17 protein-coding genes are annotated in these 21,321 nt (G+C 63.8%); 11 read left to right on the forward strand and 6 right to left on the reverse strand.

Going from position 1 to position 21,321, the window contains the following annotated elements; genetic code table 11:
• The first annotated feature begins 118 nt into the window (after positions 1–118).
• Positions 119–1,918 carry an aminopeptidase P family protein gene (locus AC0L58_RS09300; protein ID WP_473682701.1) on the forward strand — a complete coding sequence of 600 codons (1,800 nt, stop codon included), beginning with the start codon at positions 119–121 and terminating at the stop codon, positions 1,916–1,918.
• Between the two features lie 22 nt (positions 1,919–1,940).
• Here the strand turns inward: AC0L58_RS09300 and AC0L58_RS09305 are convergent, their stop codons facing one another.
• Entirely contained in the window at positions 1,941–2,354 is a 414-nt protein-coding gene (locus AC0L58_RS09305) for an EAL domain-containing protein (protein ID WP_473688664.1), read from the reverse strand.
• Between the two features lie 70 nt (positions 2,355–2,424).
• Here AC0L58_RS09305 and tnpA point away from each other — a divergent pair, with 70 nt between their 5' ends.
• The 3 genes from tnpA (at position 2,425) to AC0L58_RS09320 (ending at position 7,067) form a co-directional block, all read left to right on the forward strand.
• Complete coding sequence (gene tnpA, locus AC0L58_RS09310; protein WP_473682703.1) at positions 2,425–2,619, forward strand: IS66 family insertion sequence element accessory protein TnpA; 195 nt, start codon at positions 2,425–2,427, stop codon at positions 2,617–2,619.
• 850 nt (positions 2,620–3,469) lie between these two features.
• Complete coding sequence (locus AC0L58_RS09315) at positions 3,470–4,246, forward strand: TenA family transcriptional regulator (protein ID WP_473682705.1); 777 nt, start codon at positions 3,470–3,472, stop codon at positions 4,244–4,246.
• Between the two features lie 64 nt (positions 4,247–4,310).
• The gene (locus AC0L58_RS09320) at positions 4,311–7,067 is read left to right on the forward strand and encodes a putative bifunctional diguanylate cyclase/phosphodiesterase (protein ID WP_473682707.1); all 2,757 of its coding nucleotides are present in this window, start codon (positions 4,311–4,313) and stop codon (positions 7,065–7,067) included.
• Positions 7,068–7,648: 581 nt separating this feature from the next.
• On the opposite strand, the gene AC0L58_RS09325 is transcribed toward AC0L58_RS09320, so the two are convergent.
• Positions 7,649–8,410 carry a hypothetical protein gene (locus AC0L58_RS09325; RefSeq protein WP_473682709.1) on the reverse strand — a complete coding sequence of 254 codons (762 nt, stop codon included), beginning with the start codon at positions 8,408–8,410 and terminating at the stop codon, positions 7,649–7,651.
• Positions 8,411–8,547: 137 nt separating this feature from the next.
• Here AC0L58_RS09325 and AC0L58_RS09330 point away from each other — a divergent pair, with 137 nt between their 5' ends.
• The 3 genes from AC0L58_RS09330 to AC0L58_RS09340 all read left to right on the forward strand — a co-directional run bounded on the left by AC0L58_RS09330 (position 8,548) and on the right by AC0L58_RS09340 (position 12,224).
• Entirely contained in the window at positions 8,548–8,907 is a 360-nt protein-coding gene (locus AC0L58_RS09330; protein WP_473682711.1) for a DUF1428 domain-containing protein, read from the forward strand.
• Between the two features lie 184 nt (positions 8,908–9,091).
• Positions 9,092–10,666, forward strand: a complete 1,575-nt coding sequence (locus AC0L58_RS09335) for a GNAT family N-acetyltransferase (protein WP_473682713.1) — start codon at positions 9,092–9,094, stop codon at positions 10,664–10,666.
• 64 nt (positions 10,667–10,730) lie between these two features.
• Positions 10,731–12,224, forward strand: a complete 1,494-nt coding sequence (locus tag AC0L58_RS09340; protein ID WP_473682715.1) for an amidase — start codon at positions 10,731–10,733, stop codon at positions 12,222–12,224.
• Between the two features lie 19 nt (positions 12,225–12,243).
• Here the strand turns inward: AC0L58_RS09340 and AC0L58_RS09345 are convergent, their stop codons facing one another.
• The 3 genes from AC0L58_RS09345 to AC0L58_RS09355 are packed head-to-tail and all read right to left on the reverse strand — an operon-like array spanning position 12,244 to position 15,018.
• Entirely contained in the window at positions 12,244–13,890 is a 1,647-nt protein-coding gene (locus AC0L58_RS09345; RefSeq protein ID WP_473682717.1) for a serine hydrolase, read from the reverse strand.
• 4 nt (positions 13,891–13,894) lie between these two features.
• Entirely contained in the window at positions 13,895–14,236 is a 342-nt protein-coding gene (locus tag AC0L58_RS09350; RefSeq protein WP_473682719.1) for a transcriptional regulator, read from the reverse strand.
• Positions 14,233–15,018: a hypothetical protein gene (locus tag AC0L58_RS09355; protein WP_473682721.1), complete on the reverse strand. Its 786-nt coding sequence runs from the start codon at positions 15,016–15,018 to the stop codon at positions 14,233–14,235. The genes AC0L58_RS09350 and AC0L58_RS09355 overlap by 4 nt, the downstream gene beginning before the upstream one ends.
• 86 nt (positions 15,019–15,104) lie before the next feature.
• Here AC0L58_RS09355 and AC0L58_RS09360 point away from each other — a divergent pair, with 86 nt between their 5' ends.
• The 4 genes from AC0L58_RS09360 (at position 15,105) to AC0L58_RS09375 (ending at position 19,432) form a co-directional block, all read left to right on the forward strand.
• Positions 15,105–15,581: a GFA family protein gene (locus AC0L58_RS09360; RefSeq protein WP_473682723.1), complete on the forward strand. Its 477-nt coding sequence runs from the start codon at positions 15,105–15,107 to the stop codon at positions 15,579–15,581.
• A 98-nt stretch (positions 15,582–15,679) separates the two neighbouring features.
• Entirely contained in the window at positions 15,680–18,079 is a 2,400-nt protein-coding gene (locus AC0L58_RS09365; protein WP_473688666.1) for a DUF3772 domain-containing protein, read from the forward strand.
• Positions 18,080–18,120: 41 nt separating this feature from the next.
• Complete coding sequence (locus AC0L58_RS09370) at positions 18,121–18,936, forward strand: helix-turn-helix domain-containing protein (RefSeq protein ID WP_473682725.1); 816 nt, start codon at positions 18,121–18,123, stop codon at positions 18,934–18,936.
• A gap of 73 nt (positions 18,937–19,009) precedes the next feature.
• The gene (locus tag AC0L58_RS09375) at positions 19,010–19,432 is read left to right on the forward strand and encodes a VOC family protein (RefSeq protein ID WP_473682727.1); all 423 of its coding nucleotides are present in this window, start codon (positions 19,010–19,012) and stop codon (positions 19,430–19,432) included.
• 227 nt (positions 19,433–19,659) lie between these two features.
• Here the strand turns inward: AC0L58_RS09375 and AC0L58_RS09380 are convergent, their stop codons facing one another.
• Positions 19,660–21,306 carry an alpha/beta hydrolase gene (locus AC0L58_RS09380; RefSeq protein ID WP_473682729.1) on the reverse strand — a complete coding sequence of 549 codons (1,647 nt, stop codon included), beginning with the start codon at positions 21,304–21,306 and terminating at the stop codon, positions 19,660–19,662.
• Between the last annotated feature and the right edge of the window lie 15 nt (positions 21,307–21,321).

The following is a 21,321-nucleotide window of genomic DNA, read 5'->3' on the forward strand; positions in this document are numbered from 1 at the left end:
TTGGCATTTTAGCCGCAGAAGCGTTCCACTGCGAGATGGCAGGCGAAAATTTCCGGTGGTTGGTTCATTTACGCGCCCTCGCCATGCAGGCCCTGCTGGCTCTGCTAGCATTTCGCGCATGACGAACCCCGCCCCGCCCCGCCTCTTCGCCCTGCGCGGCGCCATGCAGCAACATGGCGTCGCCGCGGTCCTGGTCCCGAGCGCCGACCCCCACCTGTCCGAATACCTGCCGGCACACTGGTCGGCGCGCGAGTGGCTGTCCGGCTTCACCGGCTCGGCCGGTACCTTGGTGGTCACCGCCAATTACGCCGGTCTGTGGACCGATTCGCGCTATTTCTCGCAGGCGGAGGATCAGTTGCGCGACAGCGGCATCAAACTGATGAAGCTGCGCGTGCCACATACACCCGAGCACATGGATTGGCTGGCGCAGCAGCTGCGCAAGGGCGACGTGCTGGCCGTGGCCGGCGACAGTCTTGCGCTGGGCATGCAGCGGCAGATCGAGCAGCGGCTCGCTGCCTGCGGTGCCAGCTTGCGCACGGATCTGGATCTGCCTGGCGCGATCTGGCCTGATCGCCCACCGCTGCCGCTGGCCCCGGTGGTGGCACACGACCCCGCCTACGCCACCACCCGCCGGGCCGACAAACTCAAGCGCGTGCGTCAGGCGATGCACAAGCTCGGCGCCAGTCATCATCTGCTGTCCAGTCTCGACGACATCGCCTGGTTGACCAACCTGCGTGGCAGCGACGTCGAGTGCAATCCGGTTTTCCTTGCCCATCTGCTGCTGCAACCCCACGAGCGCGCCACGTTGTTCGTCCAGCGCAGCAAGCTGGATGACGCACTGGTTGCCGCCCTGGCTGCCGACGGCATCGGCATCGCCGACTATGCCTCGGTTACATCGACCCTGGCCGAGCTGGGTGAGTCGGACAGCCTGCTGCTGGACGAGAGCCGTGTCGTCAGCACGATCGCGGCGGCCGTCGCGCCTGCCGTGCAGCGCATTCAGGGCGCCAATCCGAGCACTGCGCTCAAGGCCGTCAAGACCGGTGCCGAACTCGACCATATCCGCGAGGTGATGCGCCGCGATGGCGCTGCGCTGGTGCGCGGCTTCCGTCGACTGGAACAACGCCTGGCTGCCGGAATGACTGTCACCGAGCTGGACGTCGACAGCTTGCTGCATGAGGAGCGTTCGGCCCAACCCGGCTGGGTCGGCGAGAGCTTTGCCACGATTGCCGGCTATCAGGCCAATGGCGCGCTCCCGCATTACCGCGCCCTGCCCGAAGCGCACAGCACGCTGCAGGCCAAGGGCCTGCTGCTGGTGGACTCGGGCGGTCAGTACCTGGGCGGCACCACCGATATCACCCGCGTCCTTGCGCTGGGTGAAACCACGGCGGAACAGCGCCGGGACGCCACCCTGGTGCTGAAAGGCATGATCGGCTTGTCACGGGCGCGCTTTCCGAAGGGCGCCAGTGGCCCGCAGCTGGATGCGCTGGCGCGTGCGCCCTTGTGGGCTGCTGGCATGGATTACGGCCACGGTACAGGCCACGGGGTCGGCTACTTCCTCAATGTGCACGAAGGACCGCACAGCATCCGTCCACCGCGGGAAGGCAGCGCCCTGGTGCCACTAGAACCGGGCATGATCACGTCGATCGAACCGGGGGTGTACAAACCCGGGCGGCACGGGATTCGCCACGAAAACCTGGCGGTGGTGGTCGAGGCGGAGCAATCGGAGTTCGGCGAATTCCGTGCGTTCGAGACGCTCACCTTGTGCCCGTTCGACCGTCGCGCGCTGGAACCCGGGCTGCTGAGTCCGGAGGAGCGTGCCTGGCTCGACGACTACCACGCCACCGTGCGTGCCGCGCTCAGCCCGCTGCTCGAGGATGCCGATCGGGAATGGTTGAACCGTCACTGCGCACCGCTCTGAGTCCCCTCGCCGCGCAGTGCGCCTACCCGCGTTTGGGCGGCGCCAGCCTCAGCTTGGTGGATGCACCGGGCTGAAGCGGGCTGAGCAAGGCCTGGATCTCCTCCGCCTTCAACGGATACGAGTAGAGATAGCCCTGCCCCTCGGCGCAACCGGCGCGCTGCAGGAACTCATGCTGCGCCTCGGTCTCGATACCTTCGGCAATGGTGATCAGGTCCAGGCTTCTGGCCATCGCCAGCATCGCCTCGGTAATCGCCGCATCGTTCGTGTCACCCGGCAGACCCGTGACAAAGGAGCGGTCGATCTTCAGGTAGGTCACCGCCGGCAGCTTCAGGTAGGCCATCGAGGAATAGCCGGTACCGAAATCATCGATGGCCACGTCGACCTTCAGCAAAGACAGCGTCTGCATGGTGCGCTGGGTGTCATCGTCGGCAACGATCGCGTCTTAGGCGATACTGGCGAGGGCCTCGGCCGCCATTCGTCCTTCCTGTTCATGGTGGAGCGATGGCATGGGCGTGAAGGTGGATCTCTGGAATAGTCATCTGGTCGAGTGGCGCAACAGTAACCTGACGCACGCGTCGTACTGTCGTGAGCATAGTTTGAGCATTCCCAGCTTGGGTTACGGGCGGCGCACGCTGAAGAGGATGTCGGCGAGGATTTCGGCAGCGGTGCTATCGATCCCGCGACGAGCGAACAATCACTGAGCGCCACGCCGACACCACCAGGATGAATCAAGCGCAAAGCATCTAGTTCGATGATGCGATGGCCGAAGATATCAGGGCCGTCGAGGCCAAGCCTGACGTCCTGCAACCCGCGCCTGGCAGCGACGCCTTCCGCCTCGCCGCGCACCCATGCGCCGGGCGTTGCCCGAGATCTGGAGCGCGTGGAGACCCCCACGAGCCGGCCAGTCGTAGCCGCGGCCAGTGCGGCTGTGACGAAGTCCATGAAAAACGCACTTTGGCACTAGACGAGCCGCGCAACACGCCACTACGATCAATCCGCGCGGCGGGCGTCAAATTACTGGCACACGCGCCGGGTCGTCAAACTAACGCCGCTCGAAGGCGCCGCACCGAAATGCAGGGATGAGGGATCGACGATGCGCGAGTAATGCGCGCTGTCAGGCGACCGATCGCGGGGGACACAAGAGGTGTGGTTCACTAGCACTAGGGTCAGGGTAAGCGCCAGGATTTCCAGCGATCAACCGCGTCGCATATGGGCGCCCGAAACCAGCAACGGGTGCACGCCATGCAGAAGTGGTCGCCGCATGATGTTCCGGATGGTGGGCACAGAGGGATCATTGATCGGCAAGCGCGCCCGCGCGTCGGATCCCCCCCGCTTTTACCCTTCCTTTTTCTTCGCGCGCGCAGAGTGTGCCGGAACGAAGACCCTGGTTTCACGCTCAAGGACGGCCATTTGATGTGACCGCGCGGGCATTGCCTTTACAGGCCGACACTATTAAAGGATTTCTGGTGCCCCTGTCGGTACGCCAGACTGCCAAGCATCATTTCGGTGCTGGGCATTGAAAGCAGCAACGCACAACCCTAGGAGAAAGAGATGAGCAAAAGTTTTGAACTTGCCGGACCGCTGACCTCGCTGAACAGCTATCCGTCATGGATGCAGGACATCGTGGCTGACTGCGCGCCTGCCAAGGAGAAATGCGTGACGCACGAGCTATTTCAACTCATGCGGATGGCCGAGCTTGACCATAACTCAACCGCCAATTTTCTGATCGGTATCTGGCCGGTGATTGAGCGTTTTCCCGGCTACATGGCGCTAAGCCTCCTCAAGACACGTTTTGGCCGCAGCCCCGCTGACGATCTGGCGCGGCGCTGGTTGGTTCGCAATATCCGTGTAGAACAAAACCATGCCGAGTACTGGCTGAAATGGGCCGAAGGCGAGGGTATAGCGCGTAACGATGTGTTCCATCAGCGGACCCCGGCGGGCACTCAAACGCTCGCCAACTGGCTGGAAGAAGTCTGCACAAGGGACAGCCTGGCGGCTAGTGTCGCGGCGAGCAACTACGCGGTCGAAGGGGTTGCCGGCGAATGGGCTAAACTTGTCTTCGAAAGCAAGGTGTATAAAGACAGTTTCCCGGACAACGAGCGCAAAGCGGCTTTGCGCTGGCTCGAATTGCATGCAGTCTACGACGATGTGCACCCATGGGAAGCACTGGAGATCGTTTGTACGGCCATGGGAAGCAACCCGAAGGTAGAGGAGGTCAAGCACATCCACGAGTGCATCAAGCGCACTTACACCAGCCAGCTCGTGAGCGTGAGTCGTTGCTTGGAACACTCGCTTCCAGTGGCCCTGGCCGCCGGAGCAGTGGCATAGTTCAAGTTGGCTCCCAGCCAGTCGATATTGGATGTAGCCATATCCGAGGTGTTGAAAGAGACGAATGGAGACCTTCCCGACCGGTTTGCAGCGGCCGCTATCACGCCGCTTAATGCCCTTGGCCTATGCGCTGGTGGTGATGATCGGGCTGATCCTGACGTTGACGTGGGTGTCGCTGCAGGTCCAAGTCACTCTCGCCGGTTTTCTCAACGGCGAGAGCCTTTGGTCGAAAGCCCAAAAGCAGCAAATCATTGACCTCGAAGCCTATGCGTCGACTGGAAATCCCGAGCAACTCGAGGCTTTTCGCCGCAACGCGAAGATTCTAGCGGCCGATAGCTGGATACGACACACCATCGCCGCGGGTCATTATAAAAATTCCGACTTGACTGCCGCGTTCCACGAAGGTGGCGTCATTCCGAGCGCCGTGCCAGGGATCATTTTCATGTTCAGGCATTTCGCTTGGGCACCCCACATGAAACAGGCCCTGGCAGCCTGGCAGGCATCGGACGATGCCATCGCAGAATTGGATGTGATCGCCAATGAGCTACAAACGGCCTACGCCGCGGGTACGGTTCCGCTCAGCTATTCACTGAAAATGCGCCAACGCATCTTGGCGCTCAACAACCACATCGAACCTCTCGCCAAGGTGTTTTCGGTGGAGGTTGCCGAGGGGGCGGTGTGGGTCGGATCAATATTGTACGGCGGCGTTGTGACTATCGCTCTGACCGCGTTGCTGTTGTGGTTCACCATGGCGAAGCGCATCTTGACGAGTGTCCGTGGGACCGAGGAACGCTATCGGCTGCTTTTTGATAGCGCCGCCGACGCCATCGCGATGGTCGATGAGTCCACAGGCTATATCGTGGACGCGAACCAGACCATGTTGAACTGGACCGGACGTCCGCGCACCGACTTGCTCGGCGACCGCTTCGTGCACCTATTCCAATACCCGCTGCGCAACGTTCCGGGACATGCGGCAATCAACGTGTTGTGGACTGAGAATGACTCGTTCAGACCGGTGGAGATTCAAAGCAACCTGGTCACCTGGGCTGACCGCTCGATACGCCAGACGATCATTCGCGACATCTCCGAACGAGTGAAGATGGAACAGGAGCGCCTCGTAGCCGCCGAGGCCCTGGCCTCCATCGCCGAAGCCGTCATCATCAGCGACGCCAAGTATCGCGTTACATCCGTGAATGCCGCGCACGAGCTGCTTACTGGCTACAGTCGCGATGCCATGTTGGGGCGGTCGTGGGCCGCGATGCGCACCATGCCCGATGGCTCACCAATACCGCCGTCGGTATGGGAACGCGTGGCCAAGGGTGACTACTGGCGCGGTGAAGTGGAGACTGTCCGAGCTGACAACACGCGCTATCCGGAGCAATTGAGTATCAGCGCAATTCGCGACGAGCACGGCGATGTCCAGCATTATGTTGCGGTATTCACCGATGTTTCATCGGCCAAGGCCAACGAGCGTCGACTGGAACACTTGGCACGCCACGATCCACTGACTGGTCTCGTCAATCGTGGCGAGTTTGAACGTTTGTGCGCCCAAGCCATTGTCGAGGCCGAGCGGGATGGCACAGCGGTGGCTGTACTTTTCATCGACTTGGACGCATTCAAGAACGTCAACGACAGCTATAGCCATGCGGTAGGTGATCGTCTCTTGGTCGCCGTGGCAGCGCGCATCAGCGGCGAGCTCGGCGAAAACGCTGTGTCAGGACGCATAGGAGGAGACGAATTCACTGTCCTGATACGGGGCCTTGTCACACGCGAAGACGTGCGCGTGATCGCAGACCGCTTGCTGGCGGCTTTGGCGAAATCGATCACCGTTGAGGGCAAGGAGATCGTCTTGACCGCCAGTATCGGCGCGGCGGCCTATCCACTCGATGGCGCCGACCCGCCATCACTGATTGCCAATGCCGACGCGGCCATGTATGCAGCCAAGACCGAAGAGCGCAATGCTGTTCGGTTGTACACCCCCGTAATGCACGCCGATTCGCGGCGGCGCATGCAAGTTGCAACCGAGCTACGTCAAGGTTTGGAACGCGATGAATTGCGGGTGGTATACCAACCCAGCGTAGACCTGAAGCATGGGCGCATCGTGGCTTGTGAGGCGCTCGTGCGCTGGCAGCATCCTGATCGCGGCCTGCTGATGCCTGTCGAGTTCATCGCCGTAGCCGAAGAGCTTGGCCTGATCCGGAACGTCGACGAGTGGGTGTTGGGGGCAGCCTGCGCGCAGATCAAGGCATGGGACAGCAGTGGCATGCCGCCCATTCGCGTAGCAGTGAACGTTTCCGCCCGGTGGTTTGGCCATCCGGGCTTTGTCCGAAGCGTTACTCGTACCTTGCAAGAAAGTGGCATACCGCCGAACCGGATTGTTCTGGAGATTACCGAAAGCGCGATGCTGCGCCTCGGAGATAGTGTCGAACGCACCATGGAGATACTTCAGAAAAACGGTGTAGCCGTCGCGATCGATGACTTCGGTACGGGTTATTCGTCCATGGCGTACCTGAAGCTCCCGGCGGTGGCTTACCTCAAGATTGATCGTTCGTTCGTGACCGGATTGCCCAAAGATTTCAACGACGCAGCGATCGTGAAAGCAATCTTGGCGATGGCTCAAAGCCTCGGCTTGGCAACCGTCGCCGAGGGAATAGAAACGGAAGAGCAAGACAAGTTTCTGCGTCTGGCGGGCTGTGACGAGGGACAGGGCTTTCTCTATTCGTTTCCGTTGGAGCCCCACATGGTCGAAGAATTGCTACGACCGAAGGACCTTGGACTTCCCCGCGGTCTCAGTGTGGTACCGCCGAAGCGTTCTCGCTGAGGGCTCTGCAAAAACGGAGTCACCATTTCGCCGCTGGATTCAATAGGCATGCACTTGCTCTTCTCCGGCCACGCCGAAGAGCATGTTTCCGTCCTGCCGCTGACCACCAGCCGCGGTGTCTCACGCGGCGCTAAGATCGCACCAGTCACCGTTCTGGTCAGAGCTTCGTCAACGGCCCTTGCTGCTTGCCAAACACTCATCGGTCATAGTGGATCCCGTCCCAGTGCACGTCGTGCGTGGCCTTGATGGCTGAGTCCACGCGCGGTCCTGCGTACAACACGGGTGCCGAAGGTCGCGACCTTTCAGAGTGACTGGCTCGAAGCCAAACCCCGGTGCCGGCCTGCCACCGCCAGAATGATCAGCCAAAGGCGCGCGTCAGACCGAACGTCGTGCCTTCGCGCAGCATGTGATAGCAAGCGCGTCCCAGCTTTTGCGCCACGGCCATCTCTTGCCGAAAAATATCATTGTTGGATTGGCGGTGTTGGCCCCAAACACTCCGGCATGCACGGCACGCTTTTCGTCCCCTAGGGGCGTCGTTTGCGCCCGCATGAGAGGAAACATCGACACGCGTGCCCATCGAATCAGGAAGCAGGCTTCGACGCCACCGGCACCAGCACCGCGTCGGTGACGCTGCTGCCGGCCTTGCCAAAAACCGAGTGGCTCTCCTCGCTGTGACGCGACACGGCAAACAGGCGCGTGCCGATGACCTTCAACGTGTAACGGGTAGTGTTGCCGATGTCGATGCTGATCAGCAGCTTGCGTCCTTTTACCTGCACCACCCTCTGCACCGCCACCGGCACGCCATCGGCACCCAGCCAGACCTTGATCTGGCCGGTGTAATGCTTGATCGTCATCTGCTTGCTGGCCGAAGCCGGCAGTGGCACATCGAAGAGCAGCAGGTGAGCCGGTTTGCCGTCATATGCCTCGTCGCTTTGGCTGGCCAGCGTGGCGCCATCGAGCTGTCGCAACAGCACGGGCGCAAAATCGACCATCGGCTGCACGCTGACCGGGCTGAGCTCGCCGAGCAGATCCCCGATCGGGGTAGGTGCGTCCTTGTTCTTGGCGTTGATCGCCGCTTCGCGCGCAGCTCGCTGCAGGAGCGCGGGTGAAAAGCCAAGGTTCAGACCTTCGCTGCCGCTGGCCACGCTGAGTTGCAACTGGGCGTGCGTGGTCTTGCCCTCGTCGTCCTTGACGGTACTGGAGACCCGCAAGGTTGCCGCCAGCGGCTGGGTGGGCTGAAGTCGGGCCAGGGTGGCCCGCACGTCGGCTACCGCATCGGCTCTTGCCAGTGCGGGAAACGCAAGACCGGCCAGCAGCATGGCGAGAATCAGGCGAGTCGGCATGGATTCGCTTCCATTCAAAGGGGGTGGCCCACAGTACCGCCCAACCGCTGGGCAAGTCATCACGCCCGGTACCCGCGAACCTCGCTAGACTCGAATCCGCGGCACGCCGCAGCACCTCAACGCCCGGGAGAACATGCATGAGTTACGTCGATGGTTTCGTGGTACCCGTTCCGCAGAAGAACCTGACTGCCTATCGCCGCATGGCGCGTCAGGCGGGCACGGTCTGGCGTGAGCACGGCGCACTGGAATACGTCGAGTGCGTTGCCGAAGACGTCCAGCCGGGCAAGCACACCTCGTTCCCGCAGGCGGTAAAGCTCAAGGAGGGAGAGGTCGTGGTGTTTTCGTGGATCATTTTTCGTTCGAAACGCGATCGCAATCGCGTCAACAAGAAAGTGATGGCTGATCCAAGGCTGGCGGCGATGATGGACCCCAAGGCGATGCCGTTCGACGGCAAGCGCATGTTTTTCGGCGGGTTCAAGATCCTCGTCGATCTCTGAGTCGGGGGATTGGCGGCGGGCGCGCCAGCCTGCCCGCGTCGACCTCGTCTCGCCCCGGATTTGCGCAGGCAATCCCTGCGCAACATCGGGAAGACAGACTTCCCTGCCGGACCGTCGTGTCGCAACACCAACTCCCTCGTCCGACCCGACAAGTCCGGCCAACCATCACTTCAAGGCCCGTTTGATGCCTACATCCGGCAAGACTTCCCCGATCAAGGTTCGCACCGCCAAAGCGGAGGACGCCGCGGCGATCGCCGCGGTCGCCAAGGCCACTTACGCGGCCTGGCCGGCCACCAGCATTGCGAACGAGCGCAACTATGCGCTGCAGATCGCCACCTTTCCCAGCGGCCAGCTGGTCGCCGTGGCGAACGGCCAGATCATCGGCTATGCCACCAGCCTGATCGTGCAGATCGACGATGACAGTCCCTGGTACAACCACGCGGAGATCACCGGCAACGGGACGTTTCGCACCCACGATCCGTCAGGCCAGACCCTGTACGGCGCGGACATCGCAGTGCTCCCGGACTGGCAAGGCAAAGGTGTTTCGCGCGCGCTGTACCAGGCTCGACGCGCCCTGATGAAGCGGCACAACCTGAAGCAGATGGTGGCGGGCGGACGGATCCCCGGCTATGCGTCGCATCGCGGCCAGCTGACCGCGCAGGAGTACGTGGACAAGGTGGTGGCCGGGGAGCTGACGGACCCGGCGTTGAATGCACATCTGCGAGCCGGGTACGCGGTGCACGGCGTGCACTACGGCTACCTGGACGACCAGGAGAGCCTGGGTTATGCCACTCATCTGGTGATGACCAATCCGGACTTTCATCCTCGTCGGCGGTTGATCGCAGGCGCACCGGTGCGCCGCATGGCGCGCCATGTGCGCGTCTGCGCCACCCAGTACGACCAGCGCAGGATCAGCTCGTTCGAGGATTTCGCCGACCAGATCGAGTACTTCGCGCAGAACGCAGCGACCTACGACAGTCATCTGTTGCTGTTCCCGGAATTCGTCACCGCCCAGTTGTATTCCACCTTCACCCGCGGCATTGCCCTGCTCGATGCGGTCGAACAACTTGCCGCGCTGGCGCCGCGTATCGACGCCCTGTTCCGCGACGTGGCCGTGCGACACCGGCTGCATGTGGTGGGCGGCACCACGCCGGTGCGCACGGAAGAAGGCATGCGCAACGTGGCCCACCTCTACACCCCGGGCGGCAGCAGCTACACCCAGGAAAAGCTGCACATCACTCCGGCCGAGCGGGAATACTGGGGCATCACCCCGGGCGACGGGGTCAAGGTGTTCGAGACCGCGCTGGGCCGGCTGGCGATCGTGGTCTGCTACGACATCGAGTTTCCGGAGCTGGTGCGCATGCTGGTCGAGAACGGTGTCGACATCATTCTCAACCCGTTCGCCACCGATGAGCGCAAGAGCTACCTGCGCGTACGCTACTGCGCGCAAGCGCGCGCGGTGGAGAACATGGTCTATGTGGTGATGTCCGGCAACGTCGGCGGGCTCTCGCACAGCCCGTCGATGACGATCAACTTCGGCCAGGCGGCGATCTGCACGCCCAGCGACTTTGCCTTTCCCAAGGATGGCGTCGCCGCCGAAGGCATCGTCAACACGCAAACGGTAGTCATCGCCGATCTCGACCTGGGCGCGCTCGACATCCAGCGCCAGTCCGCCTCGGTGCGTCCACTGCTGGATCGCCGCCACGACATCTACGAGCTGACTGCCAAGGTGCCGATCGAACACATCGTCGTCGTGTAGCCGCCGCGAGGTCATGCCGGGCGGGGTACTGACGCCGGCCCGGGCACTACTGAGAGGATCTGCGATGTTCAAGGAATACCGGCTCCACGATGCCACCGGGCTGGCTGAACTGATCGAACGTGGCGAAGTGTCGGCCGGTGAAGTGCTGGACGCAGCACTGGCGCGGGCAGCGGAAGTCGATCCGCAGCTGGCGTCGGTCTGCCTGCCGATGGAGGCGATCGCGCGGAAGCGCGCGCAGCTCAAACTGCAAGGCCCCTTTGCCGGCGTGCCGTTCCTGCTCAAGGACATCGGGCAGGATTACGCCGGTGTGCCGAGCACCTCGGGCAGCCGCGCTCTGCGCAACTGGGTGCCGCAACAGCATGCGGCAATCGTGCAACGCTTCCTCGACGCCGGCCTGGTGGTGTTCGGCAAGACCACCACGCCCGAATTCGCCTTGCGTGCGGAGACGGCGCCATTGATCTGGGAGCAGCCCACCCGCAACCCGTGGGACCTCACGCGCACGCCGGGCGGTTCGTCCGGCGGCTCCGCCGCGGCGGTGGCGGCAGGCATCGTGCCGGCGGCGGGTGCCTCAGATGGCGGCGGCTCGATCCGCATTCCGGCGGCGTACTGCGGGCTGTTCGGGTTGCGTCCGTCGCGCGGCCGCGTGCCCAGTGGCCCCGGGCAAGGCGAAATATGGGACGGCGCCTCCAGCCAACACGTGCTGAGCCGCAGCGTGCGCGACTCCGCGCGCATGCTCGACGCCATCGCCGGAGCCGAGAGCGGCGATCCGTTCACGATTGCCGCTCCGGAGCGACCGTTTGCAGACGCCATCGGGCAACCACTTCGCCCATTGCGCATCGGCTACTGCACCGACTCGCCGCTGGGCACGCCGGTACACGCCGAATGCGTGCAGGCCCTGCTCGCCGCGGCGAAACTTTTGGCGGGACTGGGGCACTCGGTCGAACCAGCGGCGCCCGCATACGATGGCCACGCGCTGGCGCGCAGCTACATCAGCATGTACTTCGGCCAGACCGCGGCCGCCATGGCACAGGCGCGTCGACTCACCGGAGCCCACGAGCGTGCATTCGAACTGGAGACGCGCGTGCTCGCCCTGCTCGGGCGCACTCTCAGTGCCGGCGACTACGTGGACGAGCGGCTGCGCTGGAACGACTACGCCCGCGCGCTCGGAACGTTCCACCAGACCTGGGACCTGTATCTCACCCCGACCACGGCGCAGCCACCGAACCACATCGGTGAACTTGCCACCCCGCCTGCCCAGCGCGCCGCGGCCAGCGTGGTACTGGCGCTGCATGCCGGCCGCCTGCTGCTCAAGAGCGGCATCGTCGACCAGCTGGTGACCACCAGCCTGCAACGCGTGCCGTTCACCCAGCTGTCCAACCTCACCGGCACGCCGAGCATGTCGGTGCCGCTGCACTGGGCACCGGTCGAAGCCGACGGTCCCGAGCTGCCGTTCGGCGTGCAGTTCGTGGCACGCTTTGGCGACGAAGCCACCCTGCTCCAACTCGCCGCCCAACTGGAGCAGGCGCAGCCGTGGAGCGGGCGGCAACCATCGCTGTGAATGGCCCAGCTTGCGCTCATCACGGTTCGCGTGGTGCGCGTCGCTCCTGTCCGTTCTGATGCAGCACCAGTGCGTTGACCTTGCCGCTGGCATCCCGCTCGAAGTCGAGCTGTGCATCAACCACGGTATAGAAGAAGTGATCCTTCGACTTCGCATATACGGCAAAAGCCGCCTGGCCGGTCAATTGCGCATATAGCTGATCGTCCTTCACGGTGACGGCGAACTGCGCACCCGGCGCCAACGTGTAGCGTCCCACGTATTCGCGCAGCAGCGCGGAGTCGAGCTGGACGCTGTTGCGGGCGTGGGCGTCACCCGTGCGAGCCGCGCGTTGGTCGTGTCCGTTCTGGTGCAGCACCAGCGCGCTGACCTTGCCGGTCTGGCCACGCTCGAAGTCGATCGTGATCGGCGCCACCTTGGCGAAAAAGGCATCCGGGCCGCTGGCAAACAAGGGAAACGCGCCCTGCCCGGTTGCCTGGGCAAACAGCTGATCGCCCTGTCGCGTCACAGACAACACGAAACCCGGCGCAAGCGTGTACTCGCCGGCATACGCGTCGAGCTGCGCTGCCGGCACGGCGATCGCCTTGTGTACTTCGGGCAGCGGCAAGGACGGCAACAATGCAGCAAAGCCCAGGTCTTGCGGCGCACCGGTCCCATTGGTCAGGATCACGATGCCCCGACGGCCGTCGCTGGTGAAGCCGACGAAACTGCTGTACCCGCCGGTTTCCCCGTTGTGCCACACCACGTCGCCATGCGCCGTGTGGTGGGTCATCCAGGCCAGACCGATGCGATCACCGCCACCGATGTTACGCCGCGGCTGGTGCGCCAGTTGCATCGCCGCCGTCAGCGGCGTCTTCATCACGCCCATGTTGGCCTGCAGGTAACGCGACATGTCCTCGCCCGTGCTCGACAAGGCACCGGCACCAGCCAGAACATCAAACTGCCAATGCCCGGCGGCCTTGCCTTCCTCGTCGTGGCCGATGGCCATGCGCTTGCGCATCGACGCGGTCAGCTGGACGCCGGTGGAATCCATGCCCAGCGGCGCCAGCACGTCGCGTTGCATCAACGCACCGTAGGAAAGATGCGCGCGCTGCGCCAATGCCTCGCCAAGCAAGCCAAAACCGAGGTTCGAATATTCGTAGGAGGCACCGGGATCGCGCGGCAGGCTGTAGCTGGCAAGAAACGCCTTCAGTCGATCGCTTCCATAGTCGGCATAAGGGTTGCCCAGGTCGGCCGGTTGCAGATTGCCCGGCAGCCGCGGCAAACCGGAAAACTGCTCCGCAAGCAGGCCGAGGGTGACCGACTTGCCATCGCGCGTGGGAATTTCGTAACCCGGCAGCAAGGTCGCCACCGGCGTGTCGAGGGTCCAGCGTTTGGCCAGCACACCTTGCGCCAGCAACAGCGCCGTGAAGGTCTTGGTGACCGAACCGATCTCGAACACCGTCCGGCCATCCGGAACCTTGCCGTCGGCCAATTTGCCGAACCCGGCCAGCTGGACACGGCCATCGTCCACCATCGCCACCACCATCGCCGGGTAGACCCCGTCGTCGGTGTACTGCTGCGCCACCTTGGCGATGCGGGTCGGCAACACCGGCGAGTTGGCCATGGCAGCGGCGGGCAGCAAGATGGCCAACGCAGCGCCACATGTCAGTTTCAATGCGTGATTCATGGCGTCACTTCCTTTTCGGGGTGGCGGTCGATTCAGGCAGTTCCTGCATCACCATCGCCAGTTGTTGTCGATACGCTGCCAGCGCGCTGCGGCCGGCCGTGGTAATGCTGAGTTCGGTCAACGGGCGCTTGCCGCGGAAGCTCTTCTTCACTGCAATCAAACCGCCCGCTTCGAGCTTGCTCATGTGGCTGGACAGATTGCCTTTGCTCAGCCCGCTCATGTTCTCAAGGAATCCGAACTCAACCTGCTTGGCGCCAGCCAACACGGCCAGGATCAGCAGTCGAGCCGGTTCGTGCACCAGCCGATCGAGTGCCATCACTTCACCCAGGGGGCCCGGCGCGCTCATGATTCGGCCGATGCCGGCTGGCGCAGCTGCTCCAGGTGTTGGCGCAGGACGCGGAACTGGCGATGCTCGGCGATGCCGCTGGCGATCATGGCCAGCCCCGCCAGCGGGAATATCAACGCCACCAGCGACATCAGCATCGCTTCATGGGTGTGTGTCATACCCACCAGCGGATAGGAGCTGCCGGCGCTGACCATCGCCGCCTGACAGAAAAGGAACACACCGACGATGAAATCCAGTGGGCTGCGCAACCAACGCCACGTTGCCAGAACGAGCAGCCATATCAACGCAAGGTAACCGAGCGCACCTGCGTCAAGCGACCCCTGGTGTTCCCATGCCGCCGTGGCGAGGCCGGCGGTGATCGCCAGCGCCACCAGCACGACCACGACGAGGTTGAGTCGGTGCATCCGCCGCTCCAGCGGCGTTTCCTGTTGTTCGACGTGGCCCAACTGCTGATAGTAACGACGCATCATCAAACCCTTGGCCAGCAACCAAACAGCCGGAATGGCGATCAGCATCGCCTTTGACAATGGGGTCGACGGCAACAACGGGCCGCAGAAGTAGGCGACGAGACAGAGTACGCCTCCGAGTACCGACGACATGCCACCTGCACTACGCGAATAGCGCGCATACCTTCGCGTCAACGCTTCCAGTTCCTGGAGCCGAGTTTGAATTTTCGGGGACATGGGTGCGCTCCAATCAGTCAAGTGCAAATTAGTTTGCCGTACAAACCTTATTGAGTCAAGCACCCGTCGAGAGATGCCTTCAGCACCTTGGGCGGCCATCCGGCCGTGGCAGAATCCGCAGACCCTTTCGGGCGAACGCCGGCTCGCTCATGGCTCGGCCGGATCGATACACGGGAGAACCCACGATGTCCGTCAACAGCACATTCGAAGGCGCCTGCACCTGCGGCGCGATCCGCTACCGGATGACCAGCAAGCCACTGTTCGTGCACTGCTGCCACTGCCGCTGGTGCCAGCGCGAATCCGGTGCAGCGTTTGCATTGAACGCGATGATCGAGAGCGACCGGCTGGAGCTGCTGCAGGGCGAACCGGAACTGGTCGACACGCCATCGAACAGCGGCAAGGGCCAACTCATCGCGCGCTGCCCGCGCTGCCGTGTGGCGTTGTGGAGCCATTACGCCGGTGCCGGCAAGGCAGTGTCCTTCGTGCGTGTAGGCACCTTGAACGAGCCGTACCGGTTGCCGCCGGACATACACATCTTCACTTCCACTAAACAACCGTGGGTGGTGCTGTCGTCGAACATTCCCGCAGTGGAGGAATACTACGACCGCGAGGCGCACTGGCCGGCGGCCAGTCTGGCCCGGCGCAAGGCACTCTCGCCTTGACTGCCGGCTCGCGGCCAATCTGAACGGCTGCCATGCCACATGACGCCACCGTGGCCAACGCGATTGACCGCCTGTCGCATCGCTCCGATCATGCCCGGATGCCCATCTCGCTTCGCATCCTCCTGCTCGCACTGCTCAGCCTCGGCAGCCTTGCCGCACATGCACAGAACAGCGATGCCTTGCCCGCATCCGCCGTGTCCGCCGCGACCCCCGCACAGGCACTGGATCAACTTGGTGATCGCCTCGACACGCTCCGGGCCACGCTGAAGGACAAGCATGCGGACACCCCGCTGGCCGAGCTGCGCACTGCGGCTCTGGGAGTGCAGGATCAAGCCCGTCAACTGGCCGGCAGCCTCACTCCGCAGATGGCTGCCCTGCAGGCACAACTGGCCGTGCTCGGACCGCCGCCGGGCAAGGGAGCCCCACCGGAGGCACCCGAGGTCGCCACGAAACGGCGACAGCTCGACAAGGCGCAGGCCAACCTCGACGCGCAAATCAAGCAGGCGCAGCTGCTCGACCAGAACGCGCTGCAGCTGGCCGCACAACTCACCGGTCTGCGCAACGACGAGTTCCAGGCGCGACTGGCCTCGCGCACGGCCACGCCATTCAGTCGCACATTCTGGGCCGATCCGGCACGCGCATTCCCGGACGACAAGGCCCGCCTGGCTCGACTCGCCGGACGTGGTGCGGCAGCGTGGCGCGAAGCCTGGCAACCATCGAATCGGCAGCCGCTGGTGCTGTGCCTGCTCGGCGCGGCACTCCTGCTCGGCGTCGGTCGCTGGCTGCTCGAACGGCTGTTGCTGCAACTGGCGACGCGGCGCGTACCGGACGGCCATCTGCGTCGCAGCGCGATGGCGACGGCGGTGGCACTGACCGCCGTGCTCACCACCGGACTGGCCGCGGAACTGGTCTATCTGGGGCTCAACTGGAACGACATCCTCGACCCGGATCTTGATGCACTGGCCAGTTCGGCAGTGCGTCTGGTGTGTTTTGCCGCCTTCGTCACCGGTCTTGGCCGTGCCCTGCTGTCGGTAAAACGGCCGTCATGGCGTCTGCCGGCGCTGTCCGATCTGGCCGCCCAGCGTCTGCGCCGAATTCCCTGGCTGCTCGGCGCAGCTGCGCTGCTGTTCGGCCTGATCGAGCGGATCAGTCGCACCATCGGTTCGAGCCTGCCGGCCACGGTCGCCACCCGCGGACTGATGGCGCTGGTGATCAGTGGCCTGATCGGCTCCGCCTGGCTGCGCCTGCGCAAGGCGCGACAGCAACAGGCCGACGACGGCGAAGTGGAGCATCACCCGCTGTGGATCGGCCTGCTCGGCGCGGCGGCAGTGCTCGGCGTGCTGACGAGCTGGCTGGGCGTGGCGCTGGGCTATATCGCGCTGGCATTTTTCGTGGCAGTGCAGATGCTGTGGATCGGCGTGATCGTGGCCAGCACCTACCTGCTGTTTCACCTGCTGAATGACCTGATCCATACCGTGCTGTCACCACGCGGGCGCGGCGGTCAGCGCCTGCAGGCCACTTTCCAGCTGGCGCCGCACACGCTCGATCAGGCCGCGACCCTGCTCGCCGGCCTGAGTCGGGTGCTGCTGACCCTGCTGGTACTGGCCACCGTGCTGACCCCGTTCGGTGCAGGCCCCGGCGACCTGCTGGCCAGCGCCGGCCGCACCCTGAGCAACCTCAAGCTCGGCACGCTGTCGATCGACCCCGGCAGCATCTTCCGGGCCGCGCTGGTACTGGTGATCGGCATCCTGCTGCTGCGCATACTCAAGCGCTGGCTGCGCGACCAGCTGCTGCCGAAATCCACGATGGAACCGGGCATGCAGGACTCCATCGTCACCCTGCTCGGCTACCTCGGCGGGCTGCTGGTGCTGGTGCTGACCCTGGCCACGCTCAACGTCAACCTCACCAGCATCACCTGGATCGTCAGCGCGCTCTCGGTGGGTATCGGCTTCGGCTTGCAGGCGATCGTGCAGAACTTCATTTCCGGCCTGATCCTGCTGGTCGAGCGGCCGGTGAAAGTCGGTGACTGGGTCAGTCTGGGCACGGTCGAGGGCGACATCCGCCGGATCAACGTGCGTGCCACCGAAATCCAGCTGTGGGACCGCTCCACCGTGATCGTGCCGAACTCGCAGCTGATCACCGAGAACGTGCGCAATGTGACCCAGCCCAACGCGCTGGGACGTGTGCAGGTCAAGCTGCCAATGCCTCTGGATACCGATGCCGGCAAGGTGCGCACGCTGGTACTGGACGTGTTGAACGCCCACCCGGGCACGCTGGCTGCGCCGGCTCCGTATGTGCGGCTGGAGAACCTCGACGACGGCGCAATGACATTCAACTGCGTGGCCTATGTGAGCAGTCCGCGCGACGCCGGCGGCGTGAAGAGCGAGCTGCTGTTCGACCTGCTCGAGCGCCTGCGCGCGGCACACCTGCCGCTGATCCGCGCGCAGCTGATCCGCACCCTGCCGCCGCTGGCCGAAGACGGCGAACGCACGGGCTGAGCCGGCGCGATAGACTGCCGGCGATCCACGGAGCAAAGCCGATGGGATTTCTGCAATACCTGCCAGAGCCGCCGCTGAATGCTTTGATAGCGAAGGTGTGGGACTGGGACATGCCGCCGGCCGCCCATGGCCACGAGCGGGTGCTGCCGCAACCAGGCGCACAGCTGATCATCAACCTGCACGAGGACGAGACTCGGGTCTATACCGATGACGACAGCCGTCGCTGCATTCGATCTTCCGGCAGCGTGCTTGGTGGTCCGTCCTTGCGCAGCGAGATCATCGACACGGCCGAACAGATTCGCGTGATGGGGGCCGTGCTGTTGCCGGGCGGCGCCCACGCCCTGACTGGCGAGGATGCGAATCGCCTGGTGGGCAATGATATCGACCTGGCGGATCTGTTCGGCAGCAGTGCAGGGCTGCTCCGCGAACAATTGCTGGAGACGCCCGAGCCACGGGTCCGGCTGATAATACTGTTGCAATGGCTGCGCCAGCGCATGCGCGTGCGCCAACTGCACCCGGTCGTGACCCACGCACTACGCTCGCTGGCAGAGCAGCCACAGGTGCTGCGGATCGCGCAGCTGGCACGTGATACCGGGCTTTCGGAACGTCGCCTTGGCCTGTTGTTCCAGCGCCAGGTGGGCATGCGCCCCAAGCATTACGCCAGGCTGCTGCGCTTTCGCGCCGTGGTGGCACAAACGCATGGCCCGCAGTCGGTGAACTGGAGCCACGTGGCCGCGGACTGCGGTTACTGCGACCAGGCCCACCTGTCCCACGAATTCCGGCGATTCGCGGGCGTCACCCCTTCCGCGTTCATGGCCGCACGTGGTCCGCACATCAATCATCTGCCACTGGCTTGAGCGACAGAAATCTACAAGACCGTGGGTCATCGCCAACTTATTCTGGCGTCAGTCCAACCACGAGGAGGCAACCATGTCCCACCCTGGCGGCAGCACCATCATCCCCTGCCTGCGCTATCGCGATCCGCATGCGGCCATCACCTGGCTCTGCAAGGCGTTCGGTTTCGAGAAAAACGCCGTCTACGAGAACGATGAAGGGGGCGTCGAACACGCCCAGCTGGTCTACGGCAATGGCATGATCATGCTCGGCGGCGTACGCCATGACGATTTCGGCAAGCACATTGCGCAGCCCGACGAGATCGGCGGCCGCGAGACCCAGTGCGCCTGCGTGATCGTGGCCGACTGCAAGGCGCACTATGAGCAGGCCAAGGCCGCCGGCGCGGTGATCGTCAACGATTATTCGGAGAAGGATTACGGCGGCGGCGGCTACAGCTGCCATGACCTCGAAGGTCGATTGTGGTACTTCGGCAGCTACGACCCGTGGCAGGCCGAGTAGCAGGGCGCCACATGGTCACGTTCGCCTTGACGCGCAGGGCGGCAATGCCGGCCTGCTCTCGTTGATGGACCGAAACGGCGGGCAGAGTCCGCCCTACCGGTTCCAGGCGGTTTCCAGTGCCCACTTCAGGCGGGCCGCACGAGCGCTTGATACGTAGGGCGGGCTCTGCCCGCCACCCGCACCCCTGGAACAGCCGGCGGGCGGAGCCCGCCTTACGGGCTTTCAGGTCACGGCGCCACGGCGGGTGGCTTGAGTTTCGAGTGTGGTCGCGCAACGGCATACATCGCCCAACTTATTTGCTTGAGCAGACCGTGGCGGTCCTTGCCGTTCTTGTACAGGTCGAAGTGGGTCCGATCGGGCAGGAAGCGGATGTCCGATTTTGCGCCGAGGCCATCGAGCACGGCTTTGAGCTTGTGCGCGGCGCCGTCGAGATAAAAGGTATCGGCGGTGCCGACGTAGAGATGGATCTTGCCGTCGAGGTCGGCTTTCAGCTCGGGCCAGTGTTGCTTCAGCCGGTACGCAATGTCGTAGTGGTCGCGCCAGTAGGCCACCACCGCCGGATCGACGTCGCCGGTGTCGCGATTGAACATCGGCTCGGGCCGGCCATCCTTGCCGCGTGGCGAGAACACCCACTCGAACGAGGCCAGCTGGCCACCGTAGCTGCCGAGCACGCGTTCGAGCTTGGCGAACTGTTCGAAAGTACCGAGTACCTTGGCGTGATCACGCACCAGCGGATAGGCCGAGCCATCCGGTCGGTGATACACGTTGGCATGGGGCGCATAGAGATCGATGCCCGTGAAATCATGGAAATCGCTGGGGTCGGGCGAGGTCGACCAGGTGCCGCCGAAAACCTTCGGGTAGCGCGTCTGCAGCCAAAGCGTGGCCCAGCCGCCGGAGGAATGGCCATTCAGGAAGCGGCCGGTCACCTTGCCATCCATGCGGTACTGCGCTTCCAGGTGCGGAATCAACTCGGTGGTCAGCGCCTGGCCCCACGGGCCGTTGTTGACCGAATCGGCGAATTCGTTGGTGCCGGTGGGGCCGGATTCATCCAGGAACACCCAGATCATCGGCGGCATCTCGTGCCTGGTCATCGCGGTGTAGACGTTGTAGACCGGTCCGATCACACGATCGTTGCTGCCACCAAAGCCCTGCGTGTAATAGACGGTCGGATAGCGCGTGACGCTCTTCGCATCGTAGCCGGGGGGAGTCAGCACCCAGCCGCGCATGTGGATGGGCCGCCCCCAGAACGCACTCAATGCGGGACTGACAAAATCGACCAGGTGCGCATGCGGACGCGCCGCCGCCAGGCCATCGCGAACAGCCTGCGACGCAGAAGGCATGGCCCAGGGATCGCCATCAGCCGGCAACGCTTTCACCAGCGTCAGCGTCGGGATGCTCGTGGCAGGCAGATGGATCTTGACCACGTCACTGACCAGATCGCCCGCGCCGCGCCCGCCATAGTTGTAATCGTGGTTCACATCCAGCACCGCCTGCACCATGTAGTCACCCGGCGGCAGGGTCGACCAGTTCGCGGGGAACGCCATGCGGTCGGTGTCGATATCGACCCCCTGCCCCGGCACCCAATGGCTCACTTCGCGTGCGGCCACGCTGGTCTCGGTGGCGCGGAACGGGTCGGCATCGACCGACTCGACCTCGCTGCTCTTGCCATCGGATGCAGCCTTTGCCACCGCTTCCGCCGTCTTTGCGTCGGTGGCAAAAAGCAGCAGTCGCCCCGAAGTTGGCTGCGTACTGGCCGCGCCGAGCTGGACGTGAAAGAAGCGGTGCGCGACGGCGTTGTCGGTGCGCGCCTGGGCAACACCCGCCAGCAGACCGAATGACAGCAGGATAGCTACCGCATGACGACGATAATCCATGAGCTTCCCCTTGCA

The sequence above is a fragment of the Rhodanobacter sp. G2-10 genome (genome assembly GCF_055809185.1).